Source organism: Undibacterium sp. FW305-107 (assembly GCF_058788535.1).
Genome location: NZ_JBYTAV010000008.1, coordinates 182,013 through 199,290, shown reverse-complemented (window position 1 = coordinate 199,290; position 17,278 = coordinate 182,013). Strand labels below are relative to the sequence as shown.

General features: G+C 49.0%; 14 protein-coding genes and 1 tRNA gene. 5 read left to right on the top strand and 10 right to left on the bottom strand.

Going from position 1 to position 17,278, the window contains the following annotated elements:
- Window positions 1-22: 22 nt before the first annotated feature.
- On the bottom strand, window positions 23-430 hold the full coding sequence (gene gspG, locus AC3WQT_RS18880) for a type II secretion system major pseudopilin GspG (RefSeq protein WP_492705997.1): 408 nt from the start codon (window positions 428-430) through the stop codon (window positions 23-25).
- Between the two features lie 307 nt (window positions 431-737).
- Window positions 738-827: transfer RNA gene (locus AC3WQT_RS18875), tRNA-Ser, on the bottom strand.
- 317 nt (window positions 828-1,144) lie between these two features.
- Here AC3WQT_RS18875 and AC3WQT_RS18870 point away from each other — a divergent pair.
- Complete coding sequence (locus AC3WQT_RS18870) at window positions 1,145-2,914, top strand: GGDEF domain-containing protein (RefSeq protein WP_492706277.1); 1,770 nt, start codon at window positions 1,145-1,147, stop codon at window positions 2,912-2,914.
- Between the two features lie 72 nt (window positions 2,915-2,986).
- Here the strand turns inward: AC3WQT_RS18870 and serS are convergent, their stop codons facing one another.
- The 5 genes from serS to AC3WQT_RS18845 all read right to left on the bottom strand — a co-directional run bounded on the left by serS (window position 2,987) and on the right by AC3WQT_RS18845 (window position 10,308).
- Window positions 2,987-4,282, bottom strand: coding sequence for a serine--tRNA ligase (gene serS, locus AC3WQT_RS18865; protein WP_492705995.1), 1,296 nt, complete (start codon window positions 4,280-4,282; stop codon window positions 2,987-2,989).
- A 93-nt stretch (window positions 4,283-4,375) separates the two neighbouring features.
- Complete coding sequence (locus AC3WQT_RS18860) at window positions 4,376-5,824, bottom strand: DUF4139 domain-containing protein (protein ID WP_492705994.1); 1,449 nt, start codon at window positions 5,822-5,824, stop codon at window positions 4,376-4,378.
- 113 nt (window positions 5,825-5,937) lie between these two features.
- Window positions 5,938-7,245, bottom strand: a complete 1,308-nt coding sequence (locus AC3WQT_RS18855) for a replication-associated recombination protein A (RefSeq protein WP_492705993.1) — start codon at window positions 7,243-7,245, stop codon at window positions 5,938-5,940.
- Window positions 7,246-7,254: 9 nt separating this feature from the next.
- The gene (gene lolA, locus AC3WQT_RS18850) at window positions 7,255-7,890 is read right to left on the bottom strand and encodes an outer membrane lipoprotein chaperone LolA (protein WP_492706276.1); all 636 of its coding nucleotides are present in this window, start codon (window positions 7,888-7,890) and stop codon (window positions 7,255-7,257) included.
- An 81-nt stretch (window positions 7,891-7,971) separates the two neighbouring features.
- Window positions 7,972-10,308, bottom strand: a complete 2,337-nt coding sequence (locus AC3WQT_RS18845; protein WP_492705991.1) for a DNA translocase FtsK — start codon at window positions 10,306-10,308, stop codon at window positions 7,972-7,974.
- 271 nt (window positions 10,309-10,579) lie between these two features.
- Between AC3WQT_RS18845 and trxB the strand changes: the two genes are divergently transcribed.
- Complete coding sequence (trxB, locus tag AC3WQT_RS18840; RefSeq protein ID WP_492705989.1) at window positions 10,580-11,524, top strand: thioredoxin-disulfide reductase; 945 nt, start codon at window positions 10,580-10,582, stop codon at window positions 11,522-11,524.
- Window positions 11,525-11,537: 13 nt separating this feature from the next.
- Window positions 11,538-12,182, top strand: a complete 645-nt coding sequence (locus tag AC3WQT_RS18835) for a Smr/MutS family protein (RefSeq protein WP_492705987.1) — start codon at window positions 11,538-11,540, stop codon at window positions 12,180-12,182.
- 133 nt (window positions 12,183-12,315) lie between these two features.
- Here the strand turns inward: AC3WQT_RS18835 and AC3WQT_RS18830 are convergent, their stop codons facing one another.
- Together AC3WQT_RS18830 and AC3WQT_RS18825 are read right to left on the bottom strand one after the other, a co-directional pair.
- Window positions 12,316-12,654 carry a P-II family nitrogen regulator gene (locus AC3WQT_RS18830; RefSeq protein WP_492705985.1) on the bottom strand — a complete coding sequence of 113 codons (339 nt, stop codon included), beginning with the start codon at window positions 12,652-12,654 and terminating at the stop codon, window positions 12,316-12,318.
- Window positions 12,655-12,727: 73 nt separating this feature from the next.
- Window positions 12,728-14,341 (bottom strand): NAD+ synthase, encoded by a 1,614-nt coding sequence (locus AC3WQT_RS18825; RefSeq protein ID WP_492705983.1) that lies wholly within the window; start codon window positions 14,339-14,341, stop codon window positions 12,728-12,730.
- A gap of 26 nt (window positions 14,342-14,367) precedes the next feature.
- On the opposite strand from AC3WQT_RS18825, the gene AC3WQT_RS18820 reads away from it, so the two are divergent.
- Window positions 14,368-15,549, top strand: a complete 1,182-nt coding sequence (locus tag AC3WQT_RS18820) for a GNAT family N-acetyltransferase (RefSeq protein ID WP_492705981.1) — start codon at window positions 14,368-14,370, stop codon at window positions 15,547-15,549.
- A 31-nt stretch (window positions 15,550-15,580) separates the two neighbouring features.
- Entirely contained in the window at window positions 15,581-16,618 is a 1,038-nt protein-coding gene (locus AC3WQT_RS18815; protein WP_492705979.1) for a serine/threonine protein kinase, read from the top strand.
- A 90-nt stretch (window positions 16,619-16,708) separates the two neighbouring features.
- On the opposite strand, the gene ppa is transcribed toward AC3WQT_RS18815, so the two are convergent.
- On the bottom strand, window positions 16,709-17,245 hold the full coding sequence (gene ppa, locus AC3WQT_RS18810; protein ID WP_492705978.1) for an inorganic diphosphatase: 537 nt from the start codon (window positions 17,243-17,245) through the stop codon (window positions 16,709-16,711).
- Window positions 17,246-17,278: the final 33 nt, after the last annotated feature.

Here is a 17,278-nt window from a genome sequence, read left to right as displayed (position 1 = left end):
TTGCGCCAAAAGCACCTAGTTACTAATTACTAATATCGGCGTCATCACCTGTGCCGCCTGCCTGACCATCTTTGCCGTAAGAGACAATTTCAAAATCCTTGTCTTTTGCTGGCGACAGATAGCGATAAGGACGTCCCCAGGGGTCAAGTGGAATGGATTTTTTCAAATAAGGTCCATTCCATTTTGTATTTGCAGATGGATTTTCCAGCAAACCAGTCAACCCCTCTTCGCTCGTTGGAAAACGCCCCACATCGATACGATAAGTATCCAGTGCTTTTTCAAACGCAGTAATTTGAGCCTTTGCAACCGCCGCCTCAGACTTGCCAATTTGTGCGAAATACTTTGGCCCTACATACGAAGCCAGCAAACCTATGATGACCACCACAACCAGCAATTCCAGCAGAGTGAAACCGGCGTTTCTTCGCAGCACGTTCCTGCCCGGGTTTGCTTTTGCTTGCGTTTTTGTTTGCGCCTTTGCTTGATCTATTGCGTTCACTTGATACCTGATCGTCTAGCCTGAGAGATGTGCTTCTGCAAAAATTTTCACTGAACTCACACGACGATCAGCATCAGAGCAACAATTCGGGAAATAAAAGAATGTGCCTAAATTTTAGACAGTCGGGGAGCTTAGCATAAATTTAATCGAAAAGGAAGCCCGGATAGTTGGGCCCTACTGGCGCATAAAAATGCCAATCAGATACAAAAAAGCCCTTGGACTCCAAAGGCTTTTCATATTCTGGCGGAGAGGGGGGGATTCGAACCCCCGATAGTATTGCTACTACGCCTGATTTCGAGTCAGGTACATTCAACCACTCTGCCACCTCTCCGGCTTGGTTGTTCGTCATAAACGAAGCCTTCGATTATAGCAAAGAACTTGCTCAAATCAAAATTAGCAATGTGACATAGTCAGGTGAATTAAAAACCTGACTATACATCGCGACATGAAGATGTCATAAAGCAAGACTATATTCTGATGCAATGCGGCAAGCTGTAGCTTGTAACTGTGACTGCATTTGGCATTTCAATATTGGGATTAGCTTCAATGGAAAGTTGTATAGCGGGAGATACTGTGGATTATCTGTCTCAGCAAAACCTGGTATCAGAGCAAGACATCGGCCAGATCGGCGTACAGTCTGCCGCGCTGATGCTGACGCATTTGCAACGCATCATTGAGCAGCGCCTATTGACTGCACGCTTCCAGCCCATCGTGCAGATGCAGAATGGCGACATACTGGGTTATGAGGGCCTGATACGCGGCCCATCTGACAGCCCCTTGCACTCCCCTGTCAATTTGTTTAAAGCAGCATGGGACAATAATCTGACGGTGACGGTAGAACACCTGTGCCGCCGTATCGTGCTGGAACAATTCGCTGCACAGAAATTGCCTGGCAAGTTGTTTTTGAATGTCAGCCCCGAATGTCTGCTGCAGAGAGATGTGCGCTATGGTGAGACGCTGGATTATATCCATGAACTGGGCATCAACCCTGAGCGCGTCATCATAGAACTGACGGAGTATCAACCCACGCATGACTATGCCTTGCTGTGTGAGGCAGTCATCCATTATCGCGAGATGGGTTTTGAGATTGCGATTGATGATCTGGGTGAAGGTTTTTCCAGTTTGCGTTTGTGGTCAGAACTAAAGCCTGACTATGTCAAGATCGACATGCATTTTATCCAGGGCATAGATCATGATCCGGTCAAGGCGCAGTTTGTACGCTCGATACAAAGCATCGCCGAGAAATCTGGCACGCGCGTCGTTGCGGAGGGTATAGAAACCCAGGCCGAGTTACTGGCTGTGCGGGACCTTGGTGTGGCCTGTGGCCAGGGTTACCATATCGCCCGCCCCCACCCTACCCCTGCGCGTGCGGTATCAGCTGAAGTGGCGCGGATTTTAACCCCAAATCAGTATCAGGCAGCACGACGTACATCAGGCAGTTTTGAACAGGCTGTCACGGTAGAAAAGATTTTAAAGACGCCACCGACCATTTCTTCGCGTATGCTGAATAACCAGGTCGATGACATCTTCTTGCAACATCCAAAATTGCAAATCATCCCAGTGGTGGATGATGGCATGCCTGTAGGCCTGATCAACCGTTACCACATGATAGATCGCTTCGCCCGCCCTTATCAGCGCGAATTGTATGGCAAAAAACCTTGCACGGTCTTCATGGAAGCGCATCCTGTCATCGTCGATAAAAATACCAGCATGCAGGATGTCAGCCACATCATTGTGGAAGCCAATCCCGAGCAATTAATCAATGGCATTATCATCACCGATCAGGGGTATTACATCGGTCTGGGTAGCGGGCCGGATTTGATGCGCGAGATCACGCAAATGCAAATCAATGCGGCGCGTTATGCCAATCCACTGACACAATTGCCAGGCAATGTTCCTATCAATGAACATATTGATGTATTGCTGCAGAAAGAGCAGTCTTTTTGCGCCTGCTATTGCGACCTTGACCATTTCAAACCCTTTAACGATGTCTATGGCTACCGCCGTGGCGACGACATCATTCAAATGACCAGCGATGTATTGAAACAGCACTGCGATCCGCAACTGGATTTCATTGGCCACATCGGTGGCGATGATTTCATTATCCTGTTCCGCAGCGAGGATTGGGAAGTACGCTGTCAGGCCATACTTGCGAGTTTTTCTGCTGCCATTCATGACTTTTACAGTAATGAAGACCGTGAAAGAGGTGGTTACCTCAGTGAAGACAGGCAGGGTAAGAAAGTCTTTTACCCACTCGTGAGCTTGTCTCTTGGTGTGGTTAAGTCAAGGGCGAACCGCTATTACTCACATCATCAGATATCCATCGCTGCATCCGATGCGAAGAAGCAGGCCAAGAAAATTCATGGCAATAGTCTGTTTGTAGATCGACGTTCTGAAATGGATTTACTCGTAGGCTAAGCCGTAATCTGTCAACAAAAAACGCGCTTCACTTTATGTCGTGAAGCGCGTTTTTTATAGAGCCAGGCCTAATTAAGCTGTTGGCGCCAGTTTTTCCAGACCACCCATGTATGGGCGTAAAGCTGTAGGGATGACGACAGAGCCATCAGCCTGCTGATAATTTTCCAGCACGGCGACCAGAGTGCGGCCAACTGCCAATGCAGAGCCGTTCAGGGTATGTACCAGTTCTGGCTTGCCTTGCGCATTGCGGAAGCGGGCTTGCATACGGCGCGCCTGGAAGTCGAACATATTCGAGATTGAAGAAATCTCACGGTAAGTGTTTTGTGCTGGCAGCCACACTTCCAGATCGAAAGTCTTGCAGGCACCAAAGCCCATATCGCCAGTGCACAAACTCATGACGCGATAAGGCAACTCCAGCTTGGCCAGAACAGCTTCAGCATGACCTACCATTTCGTCCAGGGCTTCCATGGACTTTTCTGGATGAACGATTTGTACCATTTCGACTTTGTCGAATTGATGCTGACGTATCATGCCGCGCGTATCACGGCCCGCACTGCCCGCTTCAGAACGGAAGCATGGTGTGTGTGCCGTCATTTTGATAGGCAATGCATCGGCAGCCAGTATCTCGTCGCGCACGGTGTTGGTCAGTGTGACTTCTGAAGTCGGGATCAGATAAAACGTTTCGCCTGCGCCCTCTTGCCCACCTTTTTTCACTGCGAACAAGTCTTCTTCAAATTTGGGCAACTGACCTGTGCCACGCATGGAATCTGCATTGACCATGTATGGCGTATACATTTCGGTATAGCCATGTTCCAGTGTTTGCATGTCGAGCATTAACTGGGCCAGTGCACGATGCAGGCGAGCCATGCCACCCTTCATGACGGAGAAACGGGAGCCTGTCAGTTTGACTGCAGTTTCAAAATCCAGACCCAGGGCAGAACCAATGTCTACATGATCCTTGACTTCAAAATCAAAGGCACGTGGTGCGCCGACTTTGCGCACTTCCACATTACCGGTTTCGTCCTCACCGACAGCAACAGATTCATGTGGCAGGTTCGGAATGGTTTGCAGGAATGCACTCATCCGCACTTGCACATCGCTCAAATGCGCTTCGGATGCTCTCAACTCTTCTGGAATACTGGCCGCTTCAGTCATCAATGCGGAAGTATCTTCACCTTTGCTTCTGAGATTACCGATCTGTTTGGAGATGGTATTTTTCTTGCCTTGCAATTCTTCAGTGCGGGACTGGATTTGTTTGCGTTCGGCTTCGAGGGCATTAAAGGTTTCTACATCCAGCTGGAACTTGCGGGTAGCCAGGCGCGCTGCCACATTGGCAATATCTTTGCGCAAAAGTTGAATATCTATCATGATTTTAAGTGCAGTAAACTAAGCTAATTGACTATTGTATCAAGGGATGGGCATTTCCCCTATTTTCAGGTAGAAGGAAATGCCGTTTTTATATCAATACCTGACCAGGCTACGATAAGTCAGCTTGGTATTACCTTCGGCAGGTACGCTGATTTTCCACACTGCGGTATTGCTGGCGCCCTTGGTATAAGGATGACTGCTGTTCAAGACTTGCCAGTCACCTGGCATGGGTTCTTGCACGGTAACGACAACAGCTTCTTTCTTTGCATTCTTCAATACCAGCTCGTAGGCGCTCTCAAATACATAATTGTATTTGCCTGTTCCTGCGAGTTTTTTAAAGTCTGTCTGCTTTTTGTCTGCGGTCACATCAAAGGCTTCGCCCAGTTTAAGGCGGACTTTTTCATTCTTTGGTGTGTGATCCACGTTATCTTCACCGATGAATTGCGCATTGCCTGCACCATCTTTTTTGTAAACGCGCACGACACCTTTTGGTAAAGGCATGCCCAGATGCGAGGCTTCTTTATTATCGAATTCGACAAAGACGCCTATCTTCATTTTTTGACCAAGATCACCGTAACTGCTTTGGTAGTAATAATCACTGCCTGTCAGCAGCAACTCTTTACGGGCGGGAACTCCGGAAGCAGTCAACAAAGCTACTTGCTTGGTCTGATTTTCTGCAATGGTGGTTGGCCTGTCCAGTGTGTAGAGGTGATATTCAAACAGAGATTCTTCCGCCATGGCTTTTTTGGCCATCATGGCTTGCGGGGCATCCAGTCTTTTAACTGCACTACCGCTAACCTCTATCCTTTGCAGTACCTGATGCACATCACCTGCCACCAGTTGCAGCTTGGCATTGCGGTAGGTCGTGCCACTGGTATTGCCCAGCGTGACCCAGCCTGAAATATCAAGCTTGTCATCAGCAGCATTCAGTTCAACGACATAATCTGCCTTCCAGGACAAGCCACCAGTCAGATAACTGAGCTCCACATCCTGTTGTTGTGCGCCATTGTTATCGAGTGCCATCACCAGGGTAGGACGATCACGCAAATTTGCTGGTACATCGGGATAAACAATACGGCCTGGCATACCGGTTTCTATGCGATCACCTATCTTCAACACGACGCCATTGTTGGCAGACAAGACTTCTGCCGATTCTTTGGTCTCGATGCCAGTTGCCGGGTTCATGCGGACAATGCTGACTTGACGCCCTACATATTTTTCCAGCAGTTTTTGCGGCGTCAGCAAATCGAAATTAAAATTTTGTTCGACAACAGACAAGCTGCCTGGCGCTGACAAGCTGCGCAGCAAGGCAGTTTCAGCGCGCATCTTGGCACTGACATCGCGGAAAGCCAGTGCGCTTGCACCGCGTTTCAAAGGCAGCTTACGCTGATCCTTGATCAGGGCCAGATTTTCATTGTAGATAGTGACAGCAACTTCTTTCTGGTCGGCCAGGGTACTGCGTTGCTCTTCTGTCTGGGCATAGACAGAACCTGCCAGTGACAATAACAATAGGCCTGCACTTGCGGTAAATGTTTTATTCATGAAAGTCCTTGTTATGATTATTGGTTTGCAATGAGATATAAAAGAATGAAACTCAGACGATTGAAATCTAAACGAATGAAGCTTAAACAATTGAAATTCAGACGAAACTGAAATTACTTGGCCTGATCATCCAGGCTGCGCAAATATGCGAGTTTTTCTGCTATCTTGATTTCCAGCCCACGCGGCACAGGGTGATACCAGGATTCATTCTCCAAACCTTCAGGCAGATAGGTTTCACCTGCGGCGTAGGCATCTGGCTCATCATGGGCATAGCGATACAATTTACCATAGCCCAGTTCTTTCATGAGCTTGGTTGGTGCGTTGCGTAAATGCTCTGGTACGACACGGGACTTGTCTTTGGCGATCATGGCGCGCACGGCGTTATATGCTTTGTAGACTGCATTTGATTTGGCAGCACAAGCCAGATAGATTACTGCTTCTGCCAAGGCCAGTTCACCCTCAGGTGAACCCAGTCTTTCATAGGTTTCTGCCGCGTCGAGGCAAATGCGCAAGGCGCGCGGGTCAGCCAGGCCTATATCTTCTGAGGCCATGCGTAATATGCGCCTGGCCATGTAGCGCGGGTCGGCACCGCCGTCAAGCATGCGTACCAACCAGTACAAGGCCGCATCAGGGTTGGAGCCACGCACCGATTTATGCAAGGCAGAAATCTGGTCATAAAAAGCATCACCACCTTTATCAAAGCGGCGCAAGGCATCACCCAGGCATTCGCCCAGCAAACCCTGGTCTACAGTATCGAGATGCTTGGCCAGCGCTGCATGGGCAACGATGTCGAGATTATTCAGTAATTTACGGCCATCACCATCAGCGCTGGAAACCAGGCTGGCCATGGCTTCTGGCGTCAGCGTCAAGCCATCCAGCTCACGCTCACAGGCGCGCACTACCATGGCTTCGAGGTCTTCGTCTGTCAGTGATTTAAGTACATACACTGAGGCACGTGACAACAAGGCGCTATTGACTTCAAATGAAGGATTTTCCGTGGTCGCACCGATGAAAGTAAACAAGCCACTTTCCACATGCGGCAAAAAAGCATCTTGCTGGCTCTTGTTGAAGCGATGGACTTCATCGACAAACAGTATGGTCCTGCGATGGGAGGCTGCCTGCAATATCTGGGCACGTTCTACCGCTTCGCGTATGTCCTTGATGCCTGACAAGACTGCCGACAAGGCAATGAATTCACATAGAAAAGCATCTGCCATGAGACGCGCCAGCGTGGTCTTGCCTACGCCTGGCGGGCCCCACAAGATCATCGAATGTGGTTCACCTGATTGGAAAGCAACGCGCAAAGGCTTGCCTTCGCCCAGGATATGCTGCTGGCCAATGACATCATCCAGCGTAGCCGGGCGCATGCGCTCAGCCAGTGGGGCAGGCTTTTTGCGCGGGTTATTGTGCAACATATTCATTAAATGCTATTACTGGCGAAATACATCCGCACCGGCAGGCACGACAAACTTGAATTGCTCAGGCTTCAGCACAGGATTTTTTTCCAGATTCTTGAGGGTCAGGGTAGAAAACTGACCGAAATTGTCGTGCAGTTCCAAAGCAACAGGAACGCCATCTTTCATACCTATGCCTATGGTCTCAAACTGTGAATCCTTGGCTTTGGGCGTGGCTTCCAGCCACTCCAGGCCTTGCTTCGCACCGACCTCCTTGAAATTGAAATTCTTGTCCAGATCAGCCGCGCCAGCACTGCCAAACAAAATGGCTGCGGGACTGGAACCCAGGGAATTGCCTAGCGGTCGAATCGTGACCTGATTCAAGTCTTTATCGTAGATGTACAGCTTTTCACCATCTGCCTGCAAAAGTTGTTCATACGGCTTCACATATGACCAGATAAACTTGCCCGGGCGGGCGAACACAAAATTGCCTGTCGCCGTCTTGCTGATCTTGGGATTGCCATCAACCATTTTGATTTGCTGTTGCGTAAATTCACCCTTGGCGCTTTTATTGTTGGTAACGAAGGATTTGAATTGTTCAACTGCAGCAGCGGACGCCCATGCCGGTATCATGGCAAGTGCAAACGCACCTGCTGCCAGTTTTGCCATCATGTTTGCTTGTTTCTTCACTGATTTATCCTATTCTGTCGCTGCTATTTTGCGGCAATTATTCTGTCGCTTTATTCTGCCGCTTTATTCTGTATTCCCGGCGGGAACCAGGATTTCACGGTTGCCGTTAGACTGCATGGTAGATACGACACCACTTTGTTCCATTTGTTCCAGCAAACGGGCGGCGCGGTTGTAACCTATGCGTAAATGCCTTTGCACCAGCGAGATCGAGGCGCGGCGGTTCTTGAGTACGATGGCAACCGCCTGGTCATACAAAGCATCGGCTTCACCACCACCTGCGCCAGCACTCTCGCCACCTGCTTCGCCTCCCTCTTCCAGCGTACCGCCTTCGAGTATACCTTCTATGTAATTTGGCTCACCCTGTGATTTTAAGTATTCAACAACACGATGTACTTCTTCATCGGACACAAAAGCGCCGTGAACGCGGATAGGCAAACCTGTGCCAGGTGGCATATAAAGCATGTCACCCATACCCAGCAGAGCCTCGGCGCCCATCTGGTCAAGAATTGTGCGCGAATCTATCTTGCTGCTGACCTGAAAAGCAATACGGGTAGGGATATTCGCCTTGATCAGGCCAGTGATCACATCTACCGATGGTCTTTGTGTCGCCAGTATCAGATGCAAGCCTGCAGCACGGGCTTTTTGCGCAATACGGGCAATCAATTCCTCTACCTTTTTACCGACCACCATCATCAAATCAGCCAGTTCATCAATAATAATGACGATGGTTGGCAGTTTTTCAAGGGGCTCTGGCGCATCTGGCGTCAGGCTGAAGGGATTGGGGATATGCACTTCCTTGCGTGTTGCCTCGGCAATCTTGGTGTTATAGCCAGCCAGATTACGCACACCAAGTTTGGACATCAGCTTGTAACGGCGCTCCATCTCTGCCACAGCCCAGTTCAGGGCATGGCCTGCCTGGCGCATGTCGGTGACCACCGGTGCCAGCAAATGCGGTATGCCTTCATACACTGACATCTCCAGCATTTTTGGATCAATCAGTATCATGCGCACATCGTTAGGGTCTGACTTGTACAGCAGTGAAAGGATAGTGGCATTGATACCCACAGACTTACCAGAACCTGTAGTACCCGCTACCAGCAAATGTGGCATCTTGGCCAAATCTGCACAGATAGGAAGACCGCCAATATCTTTGCCCAATGCCACAGTCAGACTCGATGAGCTGTCGTTATAGACCTTGGAACCCAAAATCTCGGTCAGGCGCACAATCTGACGTTTGGGATTAGGCAATTCCAGACCCATGTAATTTTTACCTGGTATGGTTTCAACCACGCGTATGGATGTCAACGACAATGAGCGCGCCAGATCACGTGCCAGGTTAACGATCTGACTACCCTTGACGCCGGTAGCTGGTTCAATTTCATAGCGGGTAACCACAGGGCCGGGATAAGCAGCCACGACCTTGGCATCGACACCAAAGTCTGAGAGTTTTTTCTCTATCAGGCGACTGGTGAATTCCAGAGTTTGCACACTGACAGTTTCCTGCACTGGTGGCGGTTCATCCAGCAAAGACAAAGGTGGCAGATTCGTGTCCGGTAGTTCATTGAACAGCGACACCTGCTTTTCTTTTTCTACGCGTTCTGAGCGCTGCACGGCAACTACTTGCGGCTCTATGCGTATTGGTGTCGCCTCGACGATTTTGGCTCTTTCCTGCACTACGACTTCTTCACGCTTGACGGCGGCAGTCTGACCAACGCGCCGGTCTTCTGCATCAGCATGTTTGCTTTGCACGAAAACAAAAGCCCATTCTATGCCCCCACCTATACGCTCTGCTATCGTCAGCCAGGATACGTGAAAGTAGAGGCTGATACCCAAGGCAATCATCAGCAACAAGGCCAGTGTCGCGCCAGTGAAGCCCAGCGCTGCAAAGCCGGCATTGCCTATCAATTCACCCAGCACCCCACCCGGCCCTAATGGCAAAGCCACTTTGAGACTGTGCATGCGCAAGTATTCCAGGCCCATGCTGCCAGCCAATAGCAAGCCAAACCCGACATTACGCACCAGAATTTCAGGAAAACCAACATCAGGCTCAGGTTCAGGATTCAGCTTTACCCTTTGCGACAAACTGCTATAAGAAATCCAAACCTGGCGGCAGGCAAATACACACCACCACCACGCTGACATGCCGAATACATAAAACAGCACGTCAGATAGCCAGGCCCCAAATTTGCCAGCAATGTTGTGTATGCGTGGGATATCTACCGACCTTGACCAGCCCGGGTCTTGTGTGGAGTAGCTTGCCATGATCAGTATCAGGCAAATGCAAAATGCCGCCAGGGCTATCCATTTCGCTTCCATCAACAGAACCAGAAAGCGGTTTGGTGGCGCTGCAGGTGCTGCAGTTTTCTTGCTTCGAGTATAAGCTTCGTTACCAGTAGTCATAAAACAGAGAGCAACCTCATTCGGACAGCTATCAAAAGCTGACAAGATAGCATGAAGCCGTGTATGCGCCAAACAAGTGCACTGTAACAGTTGAAACAGATACCCTGGCCCGGCACCCTACGGCGGGAAGACGACCACTATGAGGATAGTCTATAATTCATGCTTATCTCAGGATAGCGATGCAAAATCAGCAAAAAACTTGAAATTTGCATGAAAAACGCCATCTATTATCTGCAATTCAGCTAATCATCCACTTTTTATCAGGTCTGCTATGTCCACACCCAAACATGCCCGCGTATTAATTCTTGGCTCTGGCCCCGCAGGTTATTCCGCAGCTGTGTACGCTGCCCGCGCCAATCTGAAACCTGTACTGATCACCGGTGTAGAACAAGGCGGCCAGTTGATGACCACAACAGATGTAGAAAACTGGCCAGCTGACCCTATGGGCGTACAAGGCCCGGAACTGATGCAACGCTTTTTGCAGCATGCAGAACGCTTTAATACAGAAATCATTTTTGATTACATTCACACTGCCAAGCTGGACGAAAAACCGATACGCCTGATCGGCGACCAGGCGCAATACACTTGTGATTCCCTGATTATCGCTACTGGTGCATCTGCACAATACCTGGGCCTGCCGTCTGAGCAAGCCTTCATGGGCAAAGGGGTCTCTGCCTGCGCCACTTGCGATGGATTCTTTTACCGTGGCAAGGAAGTGGCTGTGGTTGGTGGTGGCAACACCGCTGTGGAAGAAGCCCTGTACCTGTCAAATATCGCCAGCAAGGTCACGGTCATCCACCGTCGTGACAAGTTCCGCGCAGAGGCAATCTTGATAGACCGCCTGATGGCCAAGGTTGCTGAAGGCAAGATCGAAGTCAAATGGAACCATACGCTCGACGAAGTCATCGGTGATGAATCTGGTGTAACCGGCATCAATGTCAAAGCGGCTGATGGAACAATTACCCCTATTACGCTGCATGGCGTATTCATTGCGATTGGTCACAAACCGAATACCAGCATTTTTGATGGTCAACTGGACATGAAAAACGGTTATATCAAAACCCGTACCGGTACTGAAGGCATGGCAACAGCCACCAATGTACCGGGCGTGTTTGCTGCTGGCGACGTACAGGATCATATCTATCGCCAGGCCATCACCAGCGCAGGTACAGGTTGTATGGCAGCACTGGATGCACAACGCTTCCTGGAAGAATAAGTTTTAATCAAGGATGCAAAGCATGTCGTCTTTTAAAAACCTTGCTGACCTGAAGTCACTGAGTCAGCAATTAAAGCAGCAGGAAGAAAGCCGACTACGTGCCGAAGCAGAACGCCTGGAGCGGGAAAAGAAAGCCAGGGAGGAGGCGAATATTTTTCGTTCCAGCGTAGGCAAGGTGGAAGTGTTGAAGGCCGCAGTAAAACACCAGCCTGTACCTGCACGCCTGGAACCCCTGCCCTTTCAGCACATTGCAGATGAGCAGGCGGCATTGCAGGAATCTTTATCAGACGAGTTCGATGCCGACTCACTGCTGGAAACTGATGAAAACCTGAGCTACACCAGATCAGGTGTTGGGCAGGATGTCGTCAGGAAGCTCAGGAAAGGCCATTGGGTCATACAGGCGCAACTTGACCTGCATGGCTTGCGCCGCGATGAAGCCAGGGACAGTCTGGGAGAATTCCTGCGCAAATGCATGCGCAATGGCACGCGTTGCGTACGCATCATCCATGGTAAAGGACTGGGATCCATCAACAAGGAACCGGTACTGAAGCAAAAAGTCAGGAACTGGTTGATACAGAAAGATGAAGTATTGGCCTTTAGCCAGGCGACCGCTGCCGATGGTGGTGCTGGTGCCTTGATCGTGCTGCTAAAAGCCTGACAGCGGGCTTTAATGTTGCAGGCTTTGCATTCCTGCATTTACACTTCGTACTGCGCAATATAAGCATGGAGCATGACTAGCGACGCACTCTGCATCGCGTCGCTTAGTTTAGCTTAACTTAGGCAGTACTTAATTAAACCGCGTCTGGGCCAGTCTCCCCTGTCCTTATGCGTATTACCTGCTCCACATTCTGCACGAATATCTTGCCGTCACCTATCTTGCCTGTATGGGCAGCCTTGATGATGGCATCCACGACGTTATCGGTAATTTTGTCGTCTACCACGACTTCCACCTTGATCTTGGGCAAAAAATCGACGACATATTCTGCGCCACGATATAGCTCAGTGTGTCCTTTTTGACGGCCAAAGCCTTTGACCTCAACCACGGTAAGACCGGTAACGCCAACGTCAGCCAGAGCTTCACGTACTTCGTCAAGTTTGAATGGCTTGATAATAGCGGTAATTTGTTTCATTTCCCTCTCCTTAATATTACAAATTGAGTACACATTGAGCACGAATATTTGCGGATTAGTGCGAATTAATTTACTAGTCTCTGAATTTCGAAGTAATAGGATAACGCCAGTCGCGCCCGAATGCGCGATGTGTAATCCTGATACCTATAGGCGCCTGACGCCGTTTGTATTCATTGATTTTAATCAGGCGCGTGATACGCTCCACATCTTCTGTCTTATAGCCAGCCGCAACGATATCAGCGCGCGCCTTGTTTTCTTCCATGTACATGGACATGATGCCATCCAGAATGTCATAGGGCGGCAAAGAGTCCTGATCTTTTTGATCAGGCCGCAATTCAGCAGATGGTGCCCTGGTCAGTATCCGCTCGGGTATCACGGCTGACAGGGTATTGCGATAAGCACATAGGCGATATACCAGGGTTTTGGCAATATCCTTGATGACAGCAAAACCGCCTGCCATATCACCATATAGAGTACAGTAACCGACTGCCATTTCACTCTTGTTACCCGTCGTCAAAACAATGGAGCCATATTTGTTCGACAGGGCCATCAACAGTGTGCCACGTATGCGTGCCTGTATATTTTCTTCGGTAGTATCTTCCTTCAATCCGGCGAATTCCTCGCTCAGGGTGGAACGGAATGCGCTGAAGCAATCGCTGATGGATATCTCATCATAGCGCACACCTATGCGTGCCACCATATCACGCGAATCCAGCCAGGATATATCTGCCGTATAAGGTGAAGGCATCATGATGGCCCTGACCTTGTCGGCGCCCAGGGCATCCACAGCTATAGCCAGGACCAGGGCAGAATCAACACCGCCAGACAGACCGAGCAAGACACTGGGGAAACCGTTCTTGCCTACATAATCACGCACACCCATGACGAGCGCCTGATAGACCTCAGCCTCCAGCGACAAAGCTGCTTCCACGCGACCACTCAAAGGCTGAGCACCGTTAAATTCCACCAATTGCAAATCAGCTTCGCAGTGCTTCAGTTGGGCGCAAACCTGGCCTTGAGCATCCATGACAAAAGAATTGCCATCAAAAATCAATTCATCCTGACCGCCAACAAGATTGGCATACACCAGTGACAGACCTTGTGAAATAACATTGGCACGCATCACGTCGTAGCGCTGATGCTGCTTGCCCATATGGTAGGGCGAACCGTTTGGCACCAGCAGCACTTCTGCGCCCGCCTGTCTGGCCTGGGCAGGTGCATCTGGTTGCCAGGTATCCTCACAGATATTGACACCAAAATTCACACCCTTGATAGTGAATACACAAGCCTGGTTACCAGATGAAAAATAGCGTTTTTCATCAAACACCATATCATTTGGCAGGTCTCGCTTAAAATAACTGGCTAGTATTGCGCCATCCTGCAAAACAGAAACAGCGTTATAGCGCTTGCCATCCACCTCACTCGGGTGACCGACCAAAACCGCAAGACCAGGAAATAGCGTAAGCTGTTTCTTTAAGGTATCGAGTGCAATAGCAGTTTCAAGATAAAACGCCTGACGCAGCAATAAGTCTTCTGGCGGGTAACCCACCAGTGACAATTCTGGCGTGACGAGTATGTCTGCCCCCTGTTCAGCAGCGCGACGGGCATATTCTGTAATCTGTGCAGCATTACCGGCAAGATCACCGACAACACTATTCATCTGGGCAATGGCAACTTTGACTGTCATATTGGCAAATCTGTATTAAATCGAAAATGAAATCTGAATCTCCAGCCCCACATTATCGCATGCGCATCGTGACTTCACTGAGCGAGATAGCGCAATCATCATGGGATAGCCTGATTACGGATCAGACGCATGCCAATCCTTTTTTGTCTTATGCCTTTTTGAGCGCAATGGAGGAGTCAGGCTCAGCTACTGAAGAAACCGGCTGGCAAAGTTGTTTCATCACTATCTGGGATGGTGAACAATTGGAAGCCGCCCTGCCACTATATGAAAAAACACATTCTTATGGTGAATATGTCTTTGACTGGGCATGGGCCAGGGCTTTCGAGCGACATGGTCATGATTACTATCCCAAACTGCTGTCTGCCATCCCATTTACCCCGGTCACGGGCAGCCGTCTGCTGGCGCGTAATGAAGCAGCGCAACGTGCCCTGATCGCTGCCCTGCAAGAATTACAGCAAGTGGGCGAATACTCTTCCAGTCATTTACTTTTCCTGCCTGAAAACCAGGCTCGCCTGTTAAGTGAAGAAGGCTATCTGTTACGCAAAGCAGTGCAGTTTCATTGGGAAAATAAAGACTATCAATGCTTCGATGATTTTCTGGATACCCTGGATAAAAAGAAACGTAAAAATATCCGTGCCGAGCGCAGGAAAGTACATGATGCTGGCATACAGTTCCAGCACTTTTGCGGCAAGGAATTACAGGAAGAGGACTGGCGCTTCTTCAAGAGCTGCTACGACCAGACTTATGAAGAGCACCATTCAACGCCATATCTGAATCTGGATTTTTTCTTGCGCATAGGCAATACCATGCCTGAAAATATCCACCTTATTGTTGCATTGCGCAATGGCAATAAAATTGCTGCTTCCCTGCTTATCCATGATGAACAACGTGTTTATGGCAGATATTGGGGCTGCCTGGAAACACATCCCTGCCTGCACTTCGAAACAGCCTATTACCAATCCATAGACTTTTGCATAAAGGAAAGAATCGCTATTTTCGAAGGTGGTGCGCAAGGTGAACACAAAATGGCGCGTGGCTTTCTGCCAACGACGACCTGGTCAGCCCATCATTTGAGTCACCCAGAATTTGCTGATGCCGTTTCCAATTTTCTTGAGCGTGAATCCGGCGATATTGAACTATATTTAAATGACTTACTCGAACACTCACCTTACAAATTGTTGAAACACAATGAAGTAAGCGCTACTTGAAATTTTGCTTCGTTCAAGGCATCCTGTCGCCATGCAAAATAACTTTCTCTCGACACCAAATGCACCACCTGCTGCATTACCAAGCAAACGCGTAGGACGCTTTTATCTGAGCGAACGTCTGGGCATGGGCTCAAATGGTGCCGTGTATCTGGGGCACGACCCTGTCATAGACCGCGATGTCGCCATCAAAATATTTAGTGCGGGCAACAATGCTGCCGACAAAAAACAACGCGAACAGCAATTTATTAATGAAGCGCGTGCAGCTGGCAGATTATCCCATCCAAATATTGTGACAATATTTGACGCTTCCAGTGAAGGTGGTACGACATTTATCGCCATGGAATTTCTGCAGGGCAAGGATTTGCGGCACTTATTGGCCGAGGGCAAGCAATTCGACATTATTGAGACGGCCAATATCATACAAAAGATAGCTGATGCGCTCGCCTATGCCCATACCAATGGCGTGATACACCGCGACATCAAGCCTGCCAATATCTTTGTTTTACCTAACCAGCAACCCAAGGTTGTGGATTTTGGTATCGCCCGTGCACCTAATCGTGTGCTCGATGAAACCAGGGAACAGGCACACACTCTGTTCAACAATAATATTCTGGGCACACCCAATTACATGTCGCCTGAACAGGCCAACGGCAAACCAGTCAATGCATTAACAGATGTGTATTCACTTGGGACTGTCATGTATGAAATGCTGACGGGCCAAAAGCCATTTCAGTCGCAAGATGTAGACAAATTATTGCAACAGATTGTAAATAAAGTAGCGAAATATCCTTCAGAAATTCGCCCTAGCATACCGGACTCCCTCTCCAAAATTGTCATGAAGGCGATGCAAAAAGACGCGGCAGCACGTTATGAAAGTGCGGCTGAAATGTCCCTGGCATTGGAAAAATTCCTGGAACGCGACAGGAAACTCAAGCGCAAACGTCAAAAGCAAGGCAGCGATACGAGTGACTACAAGAGTGATGACACGCACAAAGTATCATGGTTGAGCTGGGCGGCATTTATCGCCGCGATCGTTGGCGTAGCTGCATATCTGATGCACAGGATATAGGTCAGGCAGCCAGATGCTGCTCATCAGTCTGCAAAAACAAAAAAGGTGCGATGTAATCGCACCTTTTTTGTTTTAAAAACCGTTCAGTTTTTATGCTTCAGCTTTTTTGAAATTCTCTACGCCAGACAGAATTTCTGCTCTTGCATCATCAGGACCGCCCCAACCTTCGATCTTGACCCATTTACCTTGCTCCAGATCTTTATAGTGCTCAAAAAAATGCTGGATCTGGCGCAGACGCAATTCGTTCAAATCTTCTGGTTTTTGCCAGTGTGTGTAGATAGGCAAAATCTTGTCTACAGGTACCGCCAATACTTTGGCATCAACACCGGCTTCGTCAGTCATCTTCAGGATACCGATAGGACGGCAGCGCACGACCACGCCCGGGATCAGCGGGAAAGGCGTGATAACCAAAACGTCAACCGGGTCACCATCACCAGCCAATGTCTGTGGAACATAGCCATAGTTGCAAGGATAATGCATTGCAGTACCCATGAAACGATCAACAAAAATAGCACCACTGTCTTTGTCAACTTCGTATTTGATCGGGTCCCCGTTCATAGGGATTTCGATAATAACGTTGAAATCATTTGGCAGATCACGACCTGCTGGTACTTTATTCAAGCTCATCTTGCACTTTCTGTATAAGTATCAATAGAAGAA

Bases quoted from the DNA above. Each gene is read 5' to 3' on its own strand.
- AC3WQT_RS18870 (WP_492706277.1), top strand. From the start codon at position 1,145: ATGCTGACGCATTTGCAACGCATCATTGAGCAGCGCCTATTGACTGCA.
- serS (WP_492705995.1), bottom strand. From the start codon at position 4,282: ATGATAGATATTCAACTTTTGCGCAAAGATATTGCCAATGTGGCAGCG.
- AC3WQT_RS18860 (WP_492705994.1), bottom strand. From the start codon at position 5,824: ATGAATAAAACATTTACCGCAAGTGCAGGCCTATTGTTATTGTCACTG.
- AC3WQT_RS18855 (WP_492705993.1), bottom strand. From the start codon at position 7,245: ATGAATATGTTGCACAATAACCCGCGCAAAAAGCCTGCCCCACTGGCT.
- lolA (WP_492706276.1), bottom strand. From the start codon at position 7,890: ATGATGGCAAAACTGGCAGCAGGTGCGTTTGCACTTGCCATGATACCG.
- AC3WQT_RS18845 (WP_492705991.1), bottom strand. From the start codon at position 10,308: ATGACTACTGGTAACGAAGCTTATACTCGAAGCAAGAAAACTGCAGCA.
- trxB (WP_492705989.1), top strand. From the start codon at position 10,580: ATGTCCACACCCAAACATGCCCGCGTATTAATTCTTGGCTCTGGCCCC.
- AC3WQT_RS18835 (WP_492705987.1), top strand. From the start codon at position 11,538: ATGCAAAGCATGTCGTCTTTTAAAAACCTTGCTGACCTGAAGTCACTG.
- AC3WQT_RS18830 (WP_492705985.1), bottom strand. From the start codon at position 12,654: ATGAAACAAATTACCGCTATTATCAAGCCATTCAAACTTGACGAAGTA.
- AC3WQT_RS18825 (WP_492705983.1), bottom strand. From the start codon at position 14,341: ATGACAGTCAAAGTTGCCATTGCCCAGATGAATAGTGTTGTCGGTGAT.
- AC3WQT_RS18820 (WP_492705981.1), top strand. From the start codon at position 14,368: ATGAAATCTGAATCTCCAGCCCCACATTATCGCATGCGCATCGTGACT.
- AC3WQT_RS18815 (WP_492705979.1), top strand. From the start codon at position 15,581: ATGCAAAATAACTTTCTCTCGACACCAAATGCACCACCTGCTGCATTA.
- ppa (WP_492705978.1), bottom strand. From the start codon at position 17,245: ATGAGCTTGAATAAAGTACCAGCAGGTCGTGATCTGCCAAATGATTTC.